This window comes from Salmonella sp. NW177 (genome assembly GCF_051811585.1).
GTDB classification, from domain to species: Bacteria; Pseudomonadota; Gammaproteobacteria; order Enterobacterales; family Enterobacteriaceae; genus Salmonella; species Salmonella enterica.
The window spans coordinates 85,840-105,423 of record NZ_JAMMZV010000010.1; the positions used below are offsets into that span (position 1 = coordinate 85,840).

Annotated in this window: 16 protein-coding genes and 1 pseudogene; 5 read left to right on the forward strand and 12 right to left on the reverse strand. The window is 52.1% G+C overall.

Annotated elements, in window-relative coordinates:
- Positions 1 to 7: 7 nt before the first annotated feature.
- The gene (locus NA986_RS22200) at positions 8 to 853 is read right to left on the reverse strand and encodes an MIP/aquaporin family protein (protein ID WP_000084285.1); all 846 of its coding nucleotides are present in this window, start codon (positions 851 to 853) and stop codon (positions 8 to 10) included.
- A 398-nt stretch (positions 854 to 1,251) separates the two neighbouring features.
- On the opposite strand from NA986_RS22200, the gene zapB reads away from it, so the two are divergent.
- Entirely contained in the window at positions 1,252 to 1,491 is a 240-nt protein-coding gene (gene zapB / locus NA986_RS22205; RefSeq protein ID WP_000051370.1) for a septal ring assembly protein ZapB, read from the forward strand.
- Between the two features lie 221 nt (positions 1,492 to 1,712).
- Here zapB and rraA read toward each other — a convergent pair whose 3' ends face one another.
- The 7 genes from rraA to priA all read right to left on the reverse strand — a co-directional run bounded on the left by rraA (position 1,713) and on the right by priA (position 9,693).
- Positions 1,713 to 2,198: a ribonuclease E activity regulator RraA gene (rraA, locus tag NA986_RS22210; RefSeq protein ID WP_000872918.1), complete on the reverse strand. Its 486-nt coding sequence runs from the start codon at positions 2,196 to 2,198 to the stop codon at positions 1,713 to 1,715.
- 92 nt (positions 2,199 to 2,290) lie between these two features.
- Positions 2,291 to 3,220: a 1,4-dihydroxy-2-naphthoate polyprenyltransferase gene (gene menA / locus NA986_RS22215; protein WP_000139639.1), complete on the reverse strand. Its 930-nt coding sequence runs from the start codon at positions 3,218 to 3,220 to the stop codon at positions 2,291 to 2,293.
- A 66-nt stretch (positions 3,221 to 3,286) separates the two neighbouring features.
- Positions 3,287 to 4,618: an HslU--HslV peptidase ATPase subunit gene (hslU, locus tag NA986_RS22220; RefSeq protein WP_001293360.1), complete on the reverse strand. Its 1,332-nt coding sequence runs from the start codon at positions 4,616 to 4,618 to the stop codon at positions 3,287 to 3,289.
- A gap of 9 nt (positions 4,619 to 4,627) precedes the next feature.
- Positions 4,628 to 5,158: an ATP-dependent protease subunit HslV gene (gene hslV / locus NA986_RS22225; RefSeq protein ID WP_000208240.1), complete on the reverse strand. Its 531-nt coding sequence runs from the start codon at positions 5,156 to 5,158 to the stop codon at positions 4,628 to 4,630.
- 91 nt (positions 5,159 to 5,249) lie between these two features.
- Complete coding sequence (ftsN, locus tag NA986_RS22230; RefSeq protein WP_000068814.1) at positions 5,250 to 6,221, reverse strand: cell division protein FtsN; 972 nt, start codon at positions 6,219 to 6,221, stop codon at positions 5,250 to 5,252.
- A 93-nt stretch (positions 6,222 to 6,314) separates the two neighbouring features.
- Positions 6,315 to 7,340: a DNA-binding transcriptional regulator CytR gene (cytR, locus tag NA986_RS22235; RefSeq protein ID WP_000841339.1), complete on the reverse strand. Its 1,026-nt coding sequence runs from the start codon at positions 7,338 to 7,340 to the stop codon at positions 6,315 to 6,317.
- A gap of 154 nt (positions 7,341 to 7,494) precedes the next feature.
- Positions 7,495 to 9,693, reverse strand: coding sequence for a primosomal protein N' (gene priA / locus NA986_RS22240; protein ID WP_000109397.1), 2,199 nt, complete (start codon positions 9,691 to 9,693; stop codon positions 7,495 to 7,497).
- 203 nt (positions 9,694 to 9,896) lie between these two features.
- Between priA and rpmE the strand changes: the two genes are divergently transcribed.
- A complete protein-coding gene (gene rpmE, locus NA986_RS22245; RefSeq protein WP_000715284.1) occupies positions 9,897 to 10,109 on the forward strand; it encodes a 50S ribosomal protein L31 in 213 nt (70 codons plus the stop codon).
- A gap of 278 nt (positions 10,110 to 10,387) precedes the next feature.
- Positions 10,388 to 10,501, forward strand: a pseudogene (locus tag NA986_RS22250) (hypothetical protein); the annotation flags it as partial.
- Positions 10,502 to 11,103: 602 nt separating this feature from the next.
- Here the strand turns inward: NA986_RS22250 and NA986_RS22255 are convergent.
- Positions 11,104 to 12,894 (reverse strand): aryl-sulfate sulfotransferase, encoded by a 1,791-nt coding sequence (locus NA986_RS22255; protein WP_000899644.1) that lies wholly within the window; start codon positions 12,892 to 12,894, stop codon positions 11,104 to 11,106.
- A gap of 456 nt (positions 12,895 to 13,350) precedes the next feature.
- A complete protein-coding gene (gene metJ, locus NA986_RS22260) occupies positions 13,351 to 13,668 on the reverse strand; it encodes a met regulon transcriptional regulator MetJ (protein ID WP_000852811.1) in 318 nt (105 codons plus the stop codon).
- A 264-nt stretch (positions 13,669 to 13,932) separates the two neighbouring features.
- Here metJ and metB point away from each other — a divergent pair, with 264 nt between their 5' ends.
- Together metB and NA986_RS22270 are read left to right on the forward strand one after the other, a co-directional pair.
- Positions 13,933 to 15,093, forward strand: coding sequence for a cystathionine gamma-synthase (gene metB / locus NA986_RS22265; RefSeq protein WP_000197213.1), 1,161 nt, complete (start codon positions 13,933 to 13,935; stop codon positions 15,091 to 15,093).
- Positions 15,094 to 15,095: 2 nt separating this feature from the next.
- Entirely contained in the window at positions 15,096 to 17,528 is a 2,433-nt protein-coding gene (locus NA986_RS22270) for a bifunctional aspartate kinase/homoserine dehydrogenase II (RefSeq protein ID WP_070794037.1), read from the forward strand.
- A 115-nt stretch (positions 17,529 to 17,643) separates the two neighbouring features.
- Here the strand turns inward: NA986_RS22270 and mscS are convergent, their stop codons facing one another.
- Together mscS and NA986_RS22280 are read right to left on the reverse strand one after the other, a co-directional pair.
- Positions 17,644 to 18,501 carry a small-conductance mechanosensitive channel MscS gene (gene mscS, locus NA986_RS22275; protein ID WP_000398244.1) on the reverse strand — a complete coding sequence of 286 codons (858 nt, stop codon included), beginning with the start codon at positions 18,499 to 18,501 and terminating at the stop codon, positions 17,644 to 17,646.
- Between the two features lie 2 nt (positions 18,502 to 18,503).
- Positions 18,504 to 19,502: a hypothetical protein gene (locus tag NA986_RS22280; protein ID WP_023216594.1), complete on the reverse strand. Its 999-nt coding sequence runs from the start codon at positions 19,500 to 19,502 to the stop codon at positions 18,504 to 18,506.
- Positions 19,503 to 19,584 lie beyond the last annotated feature (82 nt).

The window sequence follows — 19,584 nt, forward strand, 5'->3', positions numbered from 1 at the left end:
AATCAGATTACAGCGAAGCATTTTGTTGTGTGGTCGCGGTGGAGTCCTTCTCTTCCACGACGCAGGTATCGCACGGCAAATGACGGCCAATAAATTTGCGATAAGCAAACGCGCCCAGAATGGCGCCGACGATGGGGCCAAACAGCGGCACCAGGAAGTAAGGAATGTCTCTACCGCCGGTAAACGCAATTTCACCCCAACCGGCAAGCCCGGCGAACATTTTGGGGCCAAAGTCACGCGCCGGATTCATCGCAAACCCGGTCAACGGCCCCATAGAGGCACCGATAACGGCGATCAGTAAACCAATGAGCAGTGGCGCAAGCGGACCGCGAGGTACGCCGTTACCGTCGTCGGTCAGCGCCAGAATCAGCCCCATCAGAATAGCGGTAATCACCATTTCAACCGCGAAGGCCTGCACAAAATTGATATGAGGATTCGGGTAAGTTGAGAAAATGCCTGCGAGATCGAGACTTTCAACGCTGCCACGGACGATATGGTGGGTTTGTTCGAAGTCCACAAAAAGATTGTAATAAAGCCCGTAAACTAACGCCGCTGCGCAAAAGGCGCCGGCAACTTGAGAAATAATAAAAGGAACAACTTTACGTTTGTCGAAACAGGCAAATAGCCAGAGTGCGATGGTCACTGCCGGGTTCAGGTGTGCGCCAGAAACACCTGCCGTCAGGTAGATAGCCATCGCTACTCCCAGACCCCAGATGACGCTGATTTCCCACTGTCCAAAAGTAGCTCCGGCAACTTTAAGCGCAGCGACACAACCCACACCGAAAAAAATCAACAACCCGGTACCGAGGAATTCAGCAATGCACTGGCCTTTTAAGGTTGATGTTTGACTCATAATCGGATCCTGAAGAGTATGTAATGATTATTGGTATGCGAGGAAGTCATGGACATCCACGATGCCCTGTAGGCACACTGTTAATTTATCGTTAACGAGCAAAAACGAGAAATATCGAAATCAAAATGTGTGTACTGCGTCAATAAAATGAGCGTTATCGCGCCATGAGGCGCATTTTGAGACAGCAGAAGAGAGTGAATTGAATCATTTCATTAACCAATATGTTAACACTTTTAAGTTATTGAATGAATGTTACCAGGAGATGGATGAAAATTGCTGCAAACCGCGATCTACGCGGTATGTCGCTGGACAGCGAGAGCGGGGCTTCATACAATCGACACTATATATTGTGCGCGTTTACGTGAAGCGTCGCCTTGCAATTCAGGAGAGGTAAGATCATGTCTTTAGAAGTGTTTGAGAAACTGGAAGCAAAAGTACAGCAGGCGATTGACACCATCACCCTGTTACAGATGGAAATTGAAGAGCTGAAAGAAAAGAACAACAGCCTGACGCAGGAAGTGCAGTCTGCACAGCATCAGCGTGAAGAACTCGAGCGTGAAAATAATTCTCTGAAGGAACAGCAGAGCGGCTGGCAGGAACGTTTGCAGGCGCTGCTTGGTCGTATGGAAGAAGTCTAATCCTCGTCATATTTCACGTTATGGCGGCGTTGGCTGCGTGCGTTCACCCCAGTCACATAGCGGCCTATGCTCCTGGGGATTCACTTACTTGCCGCCTTGCCCTGACGCGAAATCTATAGAGGATTTAGAATGCGGATACCGGTGGGCCGGATAAGGCGTAAGCTGCCATCCGGCAATCAGCGACAACGCATAAAAAAGGCGCCTTACGGCGCCTTTTTTGATCACTCGATATCAAGCGGGTCTTCGGAAAGGATAATCCCGGTGTTGTCGGCATAGAGATGATCGCCGGAGAAGAACGTCACGCCGCCGAAATTGACGCGCACATCGCTTTCCCCAATGCCTTCACCTGCGGCGCCAACCGGAATGGCGGCGATCGCCTGAATGCCGATATCCAGCTCTTCCAGATCGTCCACCTGACGCACCGCGCCATAGATAACCAGCCCTTCCCATTCATTTTGCGTGGCCAGACGCGCCAGCTCCGCATCGACTAATGCACGGCGGACAGAACCGCCGCCATCGACCAGCAGAACCCGACCACGGCCATTTTGTTCGAGCAGATCGTACAGCAACCCGTTGTCCTCGAAACATTTTACCGTGATGATTTGTCCGCCAAACGACGACCGCCCTCCAAAATTAGAGAACAGCGGTTCCACGACGTTGACATCTTCCTGATAGATGTCACAAAGCTCGGAAGTATCGTATTTCATAGGCTTAACGTTCAGTTGCTGCGAGAATTTTTAGTATATCGCGCTAAGTATACTGTTGGCAAAATCATCAATTGTTAATTGATATTTGTCAGTTAAACGGCCCACTGACTTAAGAGTATCCCAATCACAAATAACAGGTTGGTTAACAACGCGCCTTTAACGGTACGTTCAAGCATCGGGCGCATTGCCGCAGGCTCCCTTTCGCGCATTACGTAGCGCGCTTGTTTAATGAGCAAGGGCGCGGCCAGAATAAACAACCATCCCCACGGACTGTGTAGCGAGAGCAGATTAAACAGCGCCAGACAGAGCAGCGCGCCTAGCAACAGGCAGGCGTGATAACGACGCGCGTTGACATCGCCCAGTCGTACTACAAGGGTGTTTTTGCCGTTCTCTCTGTCGCTATTAATATCGCGCAGGTTATTAATATTCAGCACCGCCGTCGCCAGTAAACCGCAGGCGGTGGCCGGGAGAATCAGCGCCGGAATCAGCGTATGCGCCTGGAGATACCAGCTCCCCATGACACTTAGCCAGCCAAAGAATACCAGGACAGAGATATCACCCAGCCCGATATAGCCGTAGGGCCGATTACCCACGGTGTAGGTGATGGCGGCGATAATCGACAGCCCGCCCAAAATCAGGAAGCCGACAAAATCGGTTAACGTATGGCACGCGACCGCCACCAGCGCCAGTCCGGAGATACAGATCAGCACGACGGTAATGATTAACGCCCGCTTCATCTCCTGTCGGGTGATGACGCCTTTTTGCATCCCCCGCAGCGGCCCGATGCGATCCGGTTTATCGCTGCCTTTGACAGCGTCGCCATAATCGTTGGCGAGGTTGGATAAAATTTGCAGCAGCCCGGCGGTGATAAGGGCCAGCAGCGCGACCAGAGGATCGAAATAGCCTTGCCACCATGCCAGGGCCGTACCGACGATAATCGCCGCGAAGGCGAGGGGTAAGGTTTTGGGTCGTAAGCTTTCCAGCCAGGCCTGGGTGCGGCTAATTTGTTGTTGTTCAGTCATATTTAGCGCCAATAAAAATGGGGCTTTTCAGCCCCATCAACAGTGATGAAAATGCATTGGACGCGATTATAAGATAAAACGGCTTAGATCTTCATCTGCGACCAGCGCATCCAGATGTTTGCTCACATATTCCGCATCAATTGTGATGTTTTGGCCGTGCAGATCGCTGGCGTTATAGGAAATTTCTTCCATCAGACGCTCCAGTACGGTATGCAGACGGCGCGCGCCGATGTTTTCGGTGGTTTCGTTAACCTGCCAGGCGGCTTCGGCAATACGTTTAATACCGGAATCGGTGAACTCGATATTGACGCCTTCAGTTGCCATCAGCGCTTTATACTGCACGGTGACGGAGGCGTTTGGCTCGGTCAAAATGCGTTCGAAATCGCTGGTGGTCAGCGCCTGAAGCTCAACGCGAATCGGCAGGCGGCCCTGCAGTTCCGGGATCAGATCAGACGGCTTCGCCACCTGGAACGCGCCAGAGGCGATAAACAGAATATGATCCGTTTTGACCATCCCGTGTTTGGTCGAAACCGTGCAGCCTTCTACCAGCGGCAGTAAGTCGCGCTGTACGCCTTCGCGTGAAACATCCGGGCCGGAGGTTTCGCCACGCTTACAAATTTTGTCAATTTCATCGATAAACACGATGCCGTGCTGTTCAACCGCGTCGATAGCGTCCTGTTTCAGCTCTTCCGGGTTGACCAGCTTAGCAGCCTCTTCTTCAACCAACAGTTTCATCGCGTCTTTAATTTTCAGCTTACGCGGTTTCTGTTTCTGACCGCCCAGGTTCTGGAACATAGACTGCAACTGGCTGGTCATCTCTTCCATGCCCGGAGGCGCCATAATCTCTACGCCCATCGGCGCGGCGGCGAGGTTAATCTCGATCTCTTTATCGTCGAGCTGGCCTTCGCGCAGTTTTTTGCGGAACGTTTGACGGGCGGCAGAAGGCTCCTGCTGCTGTTCGGCCTGGCCCCAGTTATTTTTTGCGGGTGGGATCAGTACGTCGAGAATACGCTCTTCCGCCAACTCCTCCGCACGATAGCGGTTTTTCTCGATAGCCTGTACGCGAACCATTTTCACAGCGGCATCGGTCAGATCGCGGATGATAGAGTCCACTTCTTTCCCGACGTAGCCCACTTCGGTGAATTTGGTGGCTTCGACTTTAATGAACGGCGCGTTGGCGAGTTTTGCCAGACGACGGGCGATTTCGGTTTTACCGACGCCGGTCGGGCCAATCATCAGAATATTTTTCGGCGTTACTTCGTGGCGCAGCTCTTCATCAAGCTGCATACGACGCCAGCGGTTACGCAATGCAATCGCCACGGAACGCTTTGCGTTATCCTGGCCGATAATGTGTTTGTTCAGTTCGCTGACAATTTCGCGTGGGGTCATTTCAGACATGAGAGGTCCTTACGCTTTGGCGGTCAATTCTTCAATGGTGTGGAAATGGTTGGTGTAAATGCAGATATCGCCTGCAATATCCAACGCCTTTTCAGCAATTTCGCGCGCGCCGAGCTCGGTATTTTCCAACAGAGCGCGAGCGGCAGCCTGGGCATAAGGACCGCCGGAGCCGATAGCAATTAAATCGTTTTCAGGTTGCACGACATCGCCGTTACCCGTGATGATGAGCGAGGCGGTTTCATCCGCGACGGCCAGCAACGCTTCCAGTTTGCGTAGCATACGGTCGGTACGCCAGTCTTTCGCCAGTTCAACGGCGGCTTTGACCAGGTGCCCTTGATGCATTTCCAGTTTACGTTCAAACAGCTCGAACAGCGTGAATGCATCCGCAGTACCGCCCGCAAAGCCCGCAATGACCTTGTCGTTGTAGAGGCGGCGGACTTTCTTCACGTTGCCTTTCATTACTGTGTTACCCAGTGTGGCCTGACCATCACCGGCGATTACCACGTGGCCGTTACGGCGTACGCTTACTATTGTTGTCACGAGCAGACCCCTTGGTTACTAATGCTGAATTGCGGCCCCGTACGGCGTACGGGGCATAATGCAAGTATAGATGGGGGAGATTTTGAGGGTTTCAACCCCCGGTGGCGAGTCGAATGCAGTTTGTATGGCCCGCCATCTTCAGACGGTTAATGGTGCTGTCGGCATTTTCTTTACCTTTCACCGGCCCGATAACCACGCGATTCCAGCCGTTATTGGTGGTAATTTTGGAGTCAAAGCCTTCAAACGCCAGCTGAGCGCGGACGCTTTCTGCCTGCTCGGCGCCTTTGAATGAACCACATTGCACCATCCAGCGACGTTCATCTTTTTTCTCTGCTGTCGCCTTCGGCGCTTCAGGCGCGCGCGTAATTGGCGCGGCTTTTGGCGCTGCCGCGCTGGTATGCGCCGGCGTTTGCAGCAAATCCTGATAAGGTTGCTGCGAGGCCGTCTGCTTCGGCGGCTGACTTTGGCGCGCGGGTTGCGCCGGGGCGGACTGTACCGTGCGTGTTTGCGGCTGCTCGTTTACCCGCGGCTGCGTACGTGGTTGCTGAACAGGCTGCGTTTGAGCCCACTGCTGCTGCGCCTGACGCTGGCGCTGTAGCGTTTGCTGGCGTTGTTCTGGCGTCTGCTCGTTCCACGGCACTTCGTTAAGTTGCGTTGGCTGCTGACGCATATCCGCCTGCATCTGCTCCAGGAGTTGACGCTGTTCGCTGGTGAGCTGATTCGGATTCATGACTTCGCCGCCGGCGGACGGTTCCGTTGGCGTACGCACGCCCGGCTGGCGACTTTCCAGCTCTTTGATGTAACGCCAGCGTTCTTCCGGTTTTGGCGGAAGCCCATTGCCGGTGACTTTCTGGTTTTGTAGCGTTTCGGACTCTTCTTTCTTATGGTGAGTAATGAAGTACAGACCGCCGATAAAGGTCACAAGGACGGCTGCCGCAATCGCGACCATTGCCGGCGAGACGGCAGGCATGTTGCTTTGCTTCTTCCGTGAGTTCCGTGAGGTGCTCTTTTTGCGCCGCGAAGGAGCCGGTTGGCCGCGACGTACATAATCTCGTTGTGCCACTATCGTTTCGCTGTATTTATTCGTTCGTCAGCCCGTCATGTTACTGAAGCGGCGGGCCTTTGACCAGACAGGTGAGTCTTAAAGCTATTTACTTTAGGGTAAAGCGCGCGTAGAACCGCGAATAATCAGCTCGCAATCCATTAAACGCGAGCCGCTGCTCACATTTTGCCCCTGCATCTGATCGAGCAACAGCAGCATCGCCTCGCGACCAATGTCAAAACGCGGCTGCGCCACGGTTGTCAACGGAGGGTCGCAAAACTCGGCCAGCGCGATATTGTCAAAGCCAATAATCGACAGATCGTCAGGTACTTTCAGACCCTGGCGCTTGGCCCAGGAGAGGGCGCCCAGCGCCATTACGTCGCTATGACAAAAGACGGCGGTAGGCGGCAACGGTTGCTCAAGCAGCTGCTTTAATGCGTTTGCCCCGGCTTCGTAGGTAAAGTCGCCACGGGCGATGTAATGCGGATCGACCACAATGCCACTGCGTCTTAATGCCTGTACGTAACCTTGTAAGCGATAGTGACAGAGCGGCATATCTTCCGGCCCCGCAATACAACCAATCCGCTTGTGGCCCAAATCCAACAGGTAGTTCATGGCATTGAACGCGGCGGTCAGGTTATCGATATGTACCGTCGGCAGTTCAAGCTCCGGCGCAAACTCATTCGACATCACCATCGGAGGCAAATTGCGCTGCTCCTCAACGCTGGCGTCAAAGGGCAGTCGGGAACTGAGAAGTACCATGCCGTCGATCTGTTTGGTGATGATGAGATTAAGAAAGGTTTTTTCTTTCTGGTTTTGATGGGCGCAATCGCCAATCAGCACCAGATACCCCTGTTCTGCCGCGGTCACTTCGATACCGCGGATAATTTCACTGAAGAAGGGATCGCAAATATCCGGGACAATCACCAGAATCGTACGGGATTCATTGCGTTTTACATTTCGCCCCATCGACTGCGGGAAATAACCCACTTCAAGCGCGGCCTGTTCAACCCGGCTACGGGTCGACTGGGAGACTTTATCGGGGTTCATTAACGCGCGGGATACGGTTGCCGTAGAGACTTTCGCCTTCAACGCAACATCCTTCATCGTAGCGGCAGTAACCTGCTTGTTCGATTTCACTCTTTCTCCTCGCCTGGGAACTGCTGGCGCAGATCTATCCCTGGTAACACTCATCGAAAACATTTTTATCAGATAGTGCGTGGAAGCGGTTACAGAATTTTCATAAAAAGTGTGATGGATCTTTAATTTTACGATCCGCCTCGCATCGTGAGGACTATCCTTCAATCGGATCGACGTCCAGAACCCATTTAACTTTCCGCGCTTCCGGGAGCGTATTGATCAACGCCAGCGTGCCGCTGATGATGTGTTGCAGGCGAATCCGTGAAGGATGCTGAAGTAAAATTTGCCAGCGATAGCGGCCGCCGCGTTTTGGCGCGAGGGCCGGAACCGGACCTAAGATCCACAGCTTATCGTCTGATAGCGGGCTGGCCTGAATCAGATTACGCAACTGCTGGAGAAAGACGGGCGCCTGCTGATTGTTGTGATCCTCTGCGCGAATAATGACGTGGCTGGTCCACGGCGGAAGCTGGAGCGTTTGCCGTTCCGCCAGCGCCTGTTCCGCAAACGCATCATAGCCTTTATACAGTAACGTTTGCAGCAGGGGATGCTCAGGATGGTGCGTTTGGAGCACCACTTCGCCCTGTTTGCCCGCGCGCCCGGCGCGGCCGGAAACCTGAGTGTAGAGCTGGGCGAAGCGTTCCGCCGAACGAAAATCTGCGGAAAAAAGCGCGCCATCGACATCCAGCAACGCCACCAGCGTGACGTCCGGAAAGTGATGGCCTTTCGCCAGCATTTGTGTGCCTATCAGAATGCGCGCTCCGCCGCGGTGAACTTCCGCCAGATGCTGCTCCAGCGCGCCTTTACGACTGGTGGTATCACGGTCGATTCGTGAGATCGGCACGCCGGGGAAGAAGGGCGCCAGCACCTGCTCCAACTGTTCCGTCCCTAACCCAACCGGTAGCATATGTGTGGAGCCGCAGGAGGGGCACTGACGCGGTACCGGACGTTGGCTGTCGCAGTGATGACAGCGTAAATGATGCTGCGCCTGGTGCAGCGTGTAGTAGTGATCGCAACGCGGGCACTCCGCAATCCAGCCGCAGTCGTGGCAAAGCAGCGCGGGCGCGAATCCCCGGCGGTTAAGAAATAAAATTACCTGATTGTCGGCCTGGAGATGTTGGCGCATACGGGCGATAAGGGCGGGCGCCAGTCCCGCCTGAAGACGCTGTCCTTTTAAATCCAGCACATGCTGCAGGGCTGGGCGGGCGTTGCCTGCGCGCCGCGTCAGACGCAGCATCCGGTATTTTTTCTGCCGCACGTTGCATAGCGTTTCCAGGGCTGGGGTGGCGGAGCCGAGAATAATCGGGATCTGCTCGCTATGGGCGCGATACACTGCCAAATCGCGGGCATGGTAGCGCCACCCTTCCTGCTGTTTATAAGAGCTGTCGTGCTCTTCGTCGATGACAATCACGCCAAGATTTTTAAACGGCGTAAACAGCGAGGAGCGCGTGCCGATGACAATCGCCGCTTCGCCGTTTTTCGCTTTCAGCCATGCCGAAAGACGCTCGCTGTCGTTTAGCCCGGAATGCAGCACTTCCACCGGCGCGTTAAAACGTTCGCGAAAACGGGCGATCGTTTGCGGCGTCAGGCCGATTTCCGGCACCATTACCAGCGCCTGTTTGCCCTGGGCGAGGACGTTTTCCAGCACGCTCAGATACACTTCGGTCTTGCCGGAACCGGTTACGCCTGCCAGCAACCAGGCGGAGAAACCGTCCGACGCGCTGTGAATCGCGCCGACTGCTGTCGCCTGTTCGGTATTCAGCCGCAGGCGCTCTCCTGCGACGGCATAACGCTCCCGCCAGTCGGTAAACGCGGGCGTTTCACTGGCAAGCTCACAAAGCCCCTTACGCCGCAGCGTTTGCAGCGTGGCGTCAGTAAAATCAAGCTCGGCTACCTGATAGCGCCAGATCTTTCCTTGCCGCAGCGCCGCCAGCGCCTGTTGTTGTTTGGCGGAGCGTTTCAGGCTGTTGATGTCGACGGCTTGCCCCTCTTCGGTGGCGAACCAATACCATAGGGGCGCGTTGCTGGCTGGTTTTCCCTGACGCAGTAAAACCGGCAGAGCGTGAAACAGAACGTCGCCGAGGGGATGGTGGTAGTAATCCGCCGCCCAGAGGAGTAAGCGCCAGATGGAGGGAGAAAAGATTGGCTCGTTATCCAGGATTTCAATGACCGATTTTAATTCATCGAGCGGCAATTCGCTGTGGTCGCTAACCGAGACGACAATGCCCACGCGCTCTTGCTGCTTGCCGAACGGCACGCGCACGCGGCACCCGGCTTTGGCGACCCCGCCTTCCGGCAGCAGGTAATCAAAGGTTCGGGGAAGCGGAACGGGCAAGGCAACGTGCGCGACGGACATAGCATCTTCCTGACTTGAAATTTCGTCGGGTAGTATACACATTACGATAAGGGAGCGCGGATCAGTTTGCATACGGTGGTCAAATTCTGTATGATTCGCCGCCTTTGGTGCGTGTTGTGAGCATCAAACCCTTTACTATTAACTTCGCGTGGTGTCTGGCGTTAGGGCTGGAAGAGCGACGCGGCCTTACACTGAGGTTCCCCATGAAAAAAGGTATTCACCCGAATTACGTAGAAATTACTGCAACCTGTTCTTGCGGTAATGTTATCAAAACCCACTCTACCGTGGGTCACGACCTGAACCTGGACGTGTGCGGCAAATGCCACCCGTTCTTCACTGGTAAGCAGCGTGTTGTTGATACCGGTGGTCGTGTTGAGCGCTTCAACAAGCGCTTCAGCATCCCTGGCAGCAAATAAGTTACCGCCAGAAAAAAAGCGCCGCAGGGCGCTTTTTTGTTATGGATGACCCGTCCTGAATAATAACGTTGACACATTTTATTTATATACAAAGGAAGATATGTCAATCTATTCCAGAACTAGCCAGTGGTAATAACGCTGCTTATTACTCGAACAACCTTTCTCGCCCGCCGATCTTGATATATTCCTAAAATTCACCGTACAACCATTTTTGATCTTTTGTATACCACCTGTTCCTTGTAGGGTTTTGCGCAACTATAACTCATAAGGATATAACAATAAGCGGAAAACCGGCGGCGCGTCAGGGTGACATGACCCCGGTGGGCGGTCCGATAGTCCAGGGGGCAGCGGGTGTGCTGATTGGCGCGCCGACGGACGTGGCCTGTTCGGTGTAGTCCTCTCTGAATATATAGGAGATAAATCAGAGGAGATTTTTGATACAGAGGAGACGAAAAAATGAAAGGAATGATTAAATTCATACTATTGTATTTTTATGTGTACTTTTCATTTTTCCTTATGTGTTTTGTGGGAGAATGGATTCTAAGAGGTATCTATTATTTCAGATTTTCGACATGGCCAAAAATTGATTTTAATATTAATGATATTTTTGCTCCTGTTTTCTTTTATGCCACTGGCGCATGGTTGCTATGCGTTGTTTATAGAATAAATGGATGGGATACAGGACGAAAGAAAAAGAAATAATTTATTTTAAAGTGAGTTATTAATTACACAATTTTAAAATAAAATCTGGAGAAGAAATTATCTTGAGAGCGTTCAGAATTATGTGTCACGTTAAAAATGCTACAGCGGCATCACATTCTTCAGTCGTCCTTCAACATAAATGGCTAACTGCGACAATGTCAAATTCTGACCTTCCAGCTGAAGAAACGGGTGGTCGATCTGAGTCTGGATAAGGCGAATGTCATAACTACAATACGTTTTAACCATTCAGGCGGAAGTTAGCTTCCGCCTGTTTTACTTTTACTATCTCGCTTTATTTTTTAAACATCTGCTCTGGATCGATAATCAGCGCCCGATAACCCAGCATACCGGCACGGTTACTGTGTACTTTTAGCTCCAGCATCACATCCTGAGTACCGTCTTTGACTTCATCCAGAACGGAAACGATCGGTTTTGTACCGCTCATTCCCGCTGTAGCCGAGTACATGAACATCGTTTTGGTTTCCGGGCGATATTCCGTGACGGAAGTAATGGCGCTGTACCAGTCAAAACCGCGCTCTTTACCATATTCCCACATTTGGGAAACCGTCATATTTTTTTCGTCAATTTGATATTCCACGCCGCGGGAATATTTCATTGACGGCATGGCCGGTTGTTCCATGCCGCGCGCATCGCCGTTATCAAAGGCGGTCACGACGGTTTTACCTCCGGTGCTTTTGGATGGCACTAACCAACCGGTATGTTGTGTCCATGTCCAGTCAAATCCACCGTCGCAGTGGTGCGCTTCGCAGGTCAGCGGTTTACCGTTGCTGTCTACGGGTTTCAGCACTTTTTTCGCCAGTTCGCCTTTCCAGCCGGATGGATCGGAAAGTATCCATTTCACTTTTTTATCGCGACCAATTTTGATGATGGCAGACTGGTGGCGCGAGCTAATGATAATGCTGTCGTCGCGAGGATCGTAGCTGACGGAGTTAACATGCGCCCAGTTGCGACCCGGGCCGGAGCCCGCGATATCGCCGAAGGGTTGTTTTGCAAGCTGCTCTTTGGTCATGACCTGACCGGAATGTTCGGCATCGACGCTCAAACATACCGCTCCCTGATCCATCGCCAGAATAACGTCGTCACGATAGGGGTCGAGGATTTTTGGCAGATCCCAGTAATCGACGGTATCGCCGTTCTGGTCAACTTCAAGAATATGATCACGCACCGTATTGATGGTGTATTTACCATTTAATGGATAATTTTCTTTTGCGACACGCAGCAGGTAGGTGCCTTTCGGCGTTTCGGTAATGGCGTGCGAAAAATCAATAAATCCTTTTGGCAGTCGTTTATCAGAAATAACGCGGCCTAAGAAATCATATTTAAAGTAACGTTGACCCTGGCCAAAAATAAGATTGCCATCGTTAACCTGATGGAAGCTCATCATGGAACCAAAGCGCGTTATATCATCCTGGTTACGGAATTTATCAATATTCATATAGCCGCGAACATCGCCATTCGTATCGCTAATCCAGTTGATACCGGTATAATCCCAGTTCGCCGCGCCGCCTGCGACATGCATAATGTGGCCAGCTCTTGGCATCCCCGTTATATGGTTAAAAAGATATAAGCGATTTTTAAGCGAGCTATCGACTTTAACCGGTTCTACCGTAGGAAGAACGGCAGTTTGCCCGGTAGTAGAGGGTAATGATACCGGTGCGGCGTAAATGGACCACGTATAAGTTTGTTTTTTACCTTCTTCAGTCCAGTCAACTTTAACTTTATTGACATAATCTGGATACAAGCCAAATACAGGTATGCCGTCATGGGTATTTATAGCCTGCGGGCCGACATCATAACTGATCGGGATACCTTTTTCCCCTTTCCCTAAAACGGTAACCTTCACGTTCTGTACATTATGATTGGCTTTATTAATGATTGCTGTTAATGGGAAAACGCCGCCGTAGGGGGCGACATCGACCATACCTAATGGCCCCTCATGGACTGGAATGACATCTGCTGATGCGACCATTGGCCTGTTTGGGTCTAAAACACCTGAGGCCAAAACGCTGCCGCTCAAACACAGGCAGCATAATACAGGTAAGACTTTCCTTGTAAATAACATATTTATTTCCCCATTCGATATTATCGATAAAATGAATGTATATTAACCTTCTTATTTATCGGAGATGAAAAAACATTTAAAAAAGTAAAACAATCCGCGGAGGGGAATAATGATGTTGGTCACAAATATGAGGTGTCCATGGTCTTTTTAACAATACTTATCGTTATACTATTTGTTCAGTAAATATATGGCGGTGTATTATTATTCATGTACGCTTTGCTACGTGAAACATTAAATAAATATTGGAAGTTTAAATATAATAAAATTATATCGGTTATGGCATGTCGGGAATTTTTTGCAGGAAAATAACGAAGAGAAACTTATCATGTCTGACAAATTTATCCACTGAGGGCTATTCGGGAAGATGAACGGTTAGAAAAATGTCGGAGATAGCCGTGTACAGGGGGAATCGTTAAAAAAGCGCGGCCAGAGGCGTTCTGACCGCATGCTTTGCTATCAGTATTCCCACGTTTCCGGGTCAATCCCCATCTCACGCATGATCTCTTTTGCCGCTTCCGGGATTTCATCGCTGCGCTCTTTTCGCAGATCGGCATCATCCGGCAAGGGTTGCCCGGTAAAGGCGTGCAGAAATGCTTCACACAACAGCTCGCTGTTGGTGGCGTGGCGCAGGTTGTTCACCTGACGACGCGTACGTTCATCGGTGAGGATTTTTAACACCTTCAGAGGAATGGAAACCGTAATTTTTTTGACTTGCTCACTCTTCTTACCGTGCTCAGCGTATGGGCTGATATATTCGCCGCTCCATTCAGCCATGAGATACTTAATCCTCTTCGTCATTAATATTGAGGTCTGAACCTGAGCCCGGACCATAATCGCGCGTAGTTTACCGTAGTGGCGCGGCCCTGACACGAAGTTAGCGGTCGCAGATGTGCGCTAATGCATATAATTTTAACGGCTATTTGCGGTTTGCTCAATCTATACGCAAAGAAGTTTAGATGTCCAGATGTATTGACGTCTATTGTGGTAGTGGTTAATCTGTGGCCTGACTTTCACCGACTCAGCCAGGAATATCTTCATATGACGCGTAAACAGGCCACTATCGCAGTGCGTAGCGGATTAAACGATGACGAACAATACGGCTGCGTTGTGCCGCCAATCCATCTCTCCAGTACTTATAACTTTACCGGTTTCAATGAGCCGCGCGCGCATGATTATTCCCGCCGCGGTAATCCCACGCGTGATGTTGTTCAGCGCGCATTAGCGGAACTGGAAGGCGGCGCGGGCGCGGTATTGACGAATACCGGCATGTCGGCGATTCATCTGGTCACCACCGTTTTCCTCAAGCCGGGCGATCTGCTGGTCGCGCCGCATGATTGCTATGGCGGCAGTTATCGTCTGTTTGACAGTCTGGCGACACGCGGCTGTTATCGTGTGCGGTTTGTCGATCAGGGCGATGAACGCGCCTTACAGGCGGCGCTGGAAGAAAAACCGAAGCTGGTACTGGTAGAAAGTCCAAGTAATCCATTGTTACGCGTGGTGGATATTGCGAAAATCTGTCGGCTGGCGCGCGAGGCGGGCGCAGTGAGCGTCGTTGATAACACGTTTTTAAGCCCGGCGCTGCAAAATCCGCTGGCGTTGGGTGCCGATCTGGTGTTGCATTCATGCACGAAATATCTCAATGGTCATTCGGATGTTGTGGCCGGCGTGGTGATTGCTAAAGATCCGGAAATGGTCACTGAACTGGCGTGGTGGGCGAATAATATTGGCGTGACCGGCGGGGCGTTTGATAGCTATCTGCTGCTGCGCGGTTTGCGAACTCTGGTGCCGCGTATGGAGCTGGCGCAGCGCAACGCGCAGGCGATTGTGAAATATCTGCAAACCCAGCCGTTGGTGAAAAAACTGTATCACCCGTCGCTGCCGGAAAATCAGGGGCATGAAATTGCCGCGCGCCAGCAAAAAGGCTTTGGCGCAATGTTGAGTTTTGAACTGGATGGGGATGAGGAGACGCTGCGTCGTTTTCTGGGCGGGCTGTCGCTGTTTACGCTGGCGGAATCTTTAGGGGGAGTGGAAAGTTTGATCTCTCACGCCGCCACCATGACGCATGCCGGTATGTCGCCGCAGGCGCGTGCCGCCGCCGGGATCTCCGAAACGCTACTGCGTATCTCCACCGGTATTGAAGATGGCGAAGATTTAATTGCCGACCTGGAAAATGGCTTCCGGGCTGCAAACAAGGGGTAAACATGAGTGTGATTGCGCAGGCAGGGGCGAAAGGTCGTCAACTGCATAAATTTGGCGGCAGTAGTCTGGCGGATGTGAAGTGTTACCTGCGTGTCGCAGGCATTATGGCGGAGTATTCGCAGCCTGACGATATGATGGTAGTGTCCGCCGCAGGCAGTACCACCAACCAGTTGATTAGCTGGCTCAAGTTAAGCCAGACCGATCGCCTTTCTGCGCATCAGGTATTACAGACGTTACGCCGCTACCAGTGCGATCTGATTAGCGGGCTGCTTCCCGCCGACGCGGCAGATGACTTAACCAGCGCTTTTATCAGCGATCTGGAACGTCTTGCCGCCTTGCTCGACGGCGGCGTAACGGATGCCGTCTATGCTGAGATCGTCGGACACGGCGAAATTTGGTCGGCGAGATTGATGTCCGCCGTCCTGAATCAGCAGGGGCTGGATGCCGCCTGGCTGGACGCGCGCGCATTTTTACGCGCCGAACGCGCCGCACAGCCGCAGGTTGATGAAGGGCTATCTTATCCTTTATTGCAACAGCTACTGGCGCAGCATCCTGGCAAACGTCTGGTCGTGACCGGCTTTATCAGCCGCAATCACGACGGCGAAACAGTCCTGTTAGGCCGGAACGGTTCCGACTATTCCGCCACGCAAATCGGCGCGCTGGCGGGCGTTTCCCGCGTGACCATCTGGAGCGATGTCGCGGGCGTTTATAGCGCCGACCCGCGCAAAGTGAAAGATGCCTGCCTGCTGCCGTTGCTGCGTCTGGACGAAGCCAGCGAGCTGGCGCGTCTGGCGGCGCCTGTTCTGCACGCCCGTACGCTACAGCCAGTGTCCGGCAGCGATATCGATTTGCAGTTGCGCTGTAGCTACACGCCGGATCAAGGGTCAACCCGAATTGAACGGGTGCTGGCTTCCGGGACGGGCGCGCGTATCGTGACCAGTCACGACGATATCTGTCTGATTGAGTTTCAGGTGCCCGCCAGCCAGGATTTCAGGCTGGCGCACAAAGAGCTCGACCAAATTTTAAAACGGGCGCAGGCGCGTCCGCTGGCGGTGGGCGTGCATCGCGATCGCCAGCTATTGCAGTTCTGCTATACCGCCGAGGTAGCGGATAGTGTACTGAAACTCCTCGACGATGTCGGGCTGCCGGGCGAATTGCGCCTGCGGCAGGGGCTGGCGCTGGTGGCGATGGTCGGTGCGGGCGTTACTCGCAATCCGCTACACTGCCATCGCTTCTGGCAGCAGCTTAAAGGTCAGCCAGTGGAATTTACCTGGCAGTCGGAGGAGGGCATCAGTCTGGTGGCGGTGCTGCGTACCGGCCCAACTGAGAGCCTGATTCAGGGGCTGCATCAGTCGGTTTTCCGCGCCGAAAAACGCATTGGCCTGATGCTGTTCGGTAAGGGGAACATCGGCTCCCGTTGGCTGGAACTGTTTGCCCGTGAACAAAGCACGCTTTCCGCGCGTACTGGTTTTGAATTTGTGCTGGCGGGCGTGGTGGATAGCCGCCGTAGCCTGTTGAATTATGAAGGGCTGGACGCCAGCCGCGCGCTGGCATTCTTTGATGATGAAGCCGCTGAGCAGGACGAAGAGTCGCTATTCCTGTGGATGCGTGCGCATCCGTATGATGATTTAGTGGTGCTGGATGTGACAGCAAGCGAGCAACTGGCCGATCAGTATCTGGATTTCGCCAGCCACGGTTTTCATGTGATTAGCGCCAATAAACTGGCGGGCGCAAGCGCCAGCGATAAGTATCGCCAGATTCATGACGCGTTTGAAAAAACCGGGCGTTACTGGCTGTATAACGCCACCGTGGGCGCGGGGTTGCCGATCAACCACACGGTGCGGGATCTGATTGACAGCGGCGATACGATTCTCTCGATCAGCGGGATCTTCTCCGGGACGTTATCCTGGCTGTTCCTGCAATTTGACGGTACGGTGCCGTTTACCGATCTGGTGGATCAGGCCTGGCAGCAGGGGCTGACCGAACCCGATCCGCGCGTCGATCTTTCCGGAAAAGATGTCATGCGTAAGCTGGTGATTCTGGCGCGCGAGGCTGGATACGACATCGAGCCGGATCAGGTGCGTGTAGAATCGTTGGTGCCGGCGCACTGTGAAGAAGGGTCTATCGATCACTTTTTCGAAAACGGCGACGCGCTGAATGAACAGATGGTGCAGCGTCTGGAGGCAGCCCGCGAACTGGGGCTGGTGTTGCGTTACGTGGCGCGTTTCGACGCCAATGGCAAAGCGCGCGTCGGCGTTGAAGCGGTGCGTCCGGAACATCCGCTGGCGGCGCTGCTGCCGTGCGATAATGTCTTTGCTATTGAAAGCCGCTGGTATCGCGATAACCCGCTGGTGATCCGTGGGCCGGGCGCGGGTCGCGATGTGACCGCCGGGGCGATTCAGTCGGATATCAACCGCCTGGCGCAGTTGCTGTAATAAAGGCAAGTTCGTGAGCGAAGCGCCGGGTTGCGCTTCGCTCCCTCATCAATACGTTATGCAGTCATTCTGTAGATACTGATATACGAAGCGCTATCCGATTGCTGACGAAACATTATGGCGTGATGCTTTTTACATTCTCAACCCGGACATCCATCCGGGGGTAAGGAATATTGATGCCGTTTTCATCCATTGCTTCCTTGATATTTTCCAGAAGATCGTAGTAAGTACTCCAGTACTGAGCGTTGGGCACCCATACGCGAACATAGAAATTCAGGCTAGAGGGCGCAAGTTCGCCCAGGCGGACCGTAATATCGCGGGTTTTATCAATGCGATGATCTTGTTCAATAATACGATGTATCACGCTTTTTACGTCAGCAATACGGCTTTGGTAATCCACGCCAATAATCAGATCAATACGTCGATAGGGGTGTCGTGAATAGTTGATAATATTATCAGCAATAATTTTACCATTCGGGATGACAACTTCTTTGCTATCCGCAGTGAGCAGAGTGGTGGAGAAAATATGGACCTTTTCTACTGTGCCGATAACCAGGCCAATTTGTACAATTTCCCCGGCGCGGAAAGGACGCAGGGAGACAAGCAGTACGCCTGCGGCAAAGTTGGAAAGTGACCCTTGCAGCGCCAGACCAATGGCTAAACCCGCCGCGCCGATAACGGCAATAATTGAGGAGGTTTCTATACCGATACGGCCAAGAGCGGCTACTGCCGTGAAAGCTATCGTGATGTAGCGAACCAGCGCGGAGAAAAAGTGGACAATAGTGGCATCCACTTGCCGCCTGAGAAGTAATTTTTCCAGCCCCCTCGATAGTAAGCGAGCTATTAACTTACCGATGAAAAGTAGAATGATGGCGGCAACAACATTCCAGCCAAAATGAATTACCGAGTCACTGTGCTCGGCCATCCATTTGATCGCGCCTTTAATTTTTGGAAATAACTCAAAACCTTCCATGTTTATCCTCTGTCAGCAGTATCCGCGGTATTAGCGGTAATAAAACGGTTCATTTTTGCCTGGATAATCGCCGCGCCGACGGGTGGCAGCAGTAACGCCCAGAATAGTGTCCAGCCGGTTCGTATTCCGCCATCTTCGTTTTTATTCGCCAGCAGAGCGCGGATTTCATCGCTAAGCGTCAGACACAATATGGCTGTGCCAAACGGCATAATTGCTGACAGCCATCCCGCGCCACATGCGGTCATGAGTCGGGGCGAAGGCGCCACAAATTGCATTTCCCGGTGAATTCTGAAGAACCAATAAATAATATAAAATGGAATGAAAAAGGCCAATAATGCGACGACAAGGGGTTCTGTGCACTCAGGTCGCTGGGTTGATGAGAACCTTTTGGGCGGTGCAATATAGAAAAGTTCTTTTTTGAGCGGTAATAGTAGCAAAAGCGCGATAACCGCTAAAGTAATTACGATTATTCCTATATAAGGAATTGAGTATATAAATATAGACAGATAGCCAGCGATGATAAATTTGAACAGTAAGCAGAGGCTAAATAAAATAACAAATGTCTGAGCACTGCCGATAGCGCTGAAAAGCAGCATGGGGACTAACAGCGTTATGATCCCCATACCCAGATTAATTAAAAACTGCGCTATGATAAGCCTGACTACGTCAGACGGGCCATTTATGCAGAAGGAACAGACCACGCCAATGATTAACAGAAGCGCAACAAAGTAGAAGGGGTAACAATTTTTTATACGGCAGACAAACCAGCTGGCAACCATACCCAGGAGGTATCCCAGTTGGCCGCAAACGAGAATAACACCAATACGATCGGCTGGAATAGACAGTGATTTACTCCAAAAATAAACACCATACGACGATCCCAGCGAACTGATAAAAGAGAGCACCAAAAAGAAAAAAGTGATCCCCCAGAATCGATAGCTACTCAGGAGATCGGCGCAGGTCCATTTTTTATCTGACATTGACGGTAAAGTAATTTCCATATTTATCCCTTGTTTTCCATAGAAAATAAGAATGTATAGAACTATTCAAATTGATAATAAATATTGATTATGTGAATAACGT

Excerpts from the sequence above, each read along its gene's own strand:
- rraA (WP_000872918.1), bottom strand. The coding sequence starts at position 2,198 with ATGAAATACGATACTTCCGAGCTTTGTGACATCTATCAGGAAGATGTC.
- zapB (WP_000051370.1), top strand. The coding sequence starts at position 1,252 with ATGTCTTTAGAAGTGTTTGAGAAACTGGAAGCAAAAGTACAGCAGGCG.
- NA986_RS22280 (WP_023216594.1), bottom strand. The coding sequence starts at position 19,502 with ATGGAAATTACTTTACCGTCAATGTCAGATAAAAAATGGACCTGCGCC.
- NA986_RS22255 (WP_000899644.1), bottom strand. The coding sequence starts at position 12,894 with ATGTTATTTACAAGGAAAGTCTTACCTGTATTATGCTGCCTGTGTTTG.
- metB (WP_000197213.1), top strand. The coding sequence starts at position 13,933 with ATGACGCGTAAACAGGCCACTATCGCAGTGCGTAGCGGATTAAACGAT.
- rpmE (WP_000715284.1), top strand. The coding sequence starts at position 9,897 with ATGAAAAAAGGTATTCACCCGAATTACGTAGAAATTACTGCAACCTGT.
- priA (WP_000109397.1), bottom strand. The coding sequence starts at position 9,693 with ATGTCCGTCGCGCACGTTGCCTTGCCCGTTCCGCTTCCCCGAACCTTT.
- mscS (WP_000398244.1), bottom strand. The coding sequence starts at position 18,501 with ATGGAAGGTTTTGAGTTATTTCCAAAAATTAAAGGCGCGATCAAATGG.
- NA986_RS22270 (WP_070794037.1), top strand. The coding sequence starts at position 15,096 with ATGAGTGTGATTGCGCAGGCAGGGGCGAAAGGTCGTCAACTGCATAAA.
- metJ (WP_000852811.1), bottom strand. The coding sequence starts at position 13,668 with ATGGCTGAATGGAGCGGCGAATATATCAGCCCATACGCTGAGCACGGT.
- menA (WP_000139639.1), bottom strand. The coding sequence starts at position 3,220 with ATGACTGAACAACAACAAATTAGCCGCACCCAGGCCTGGCTGGAAAGC.
- NA986_RS22200 (WP_000084285.1), bottom strand. The coding sequence starts at position 853 with ATGAGTCAAACATCAACCTTAAAAGGCCAGTGCATTGCTGAATTCCTC.
- hslU (WP_001293360.1), bottom strand. The coding sequence starts at position 4,618 with ATGTCTGAAATGACCCCACGCGAAATTGTCAGCGAACTGAACAAACAC.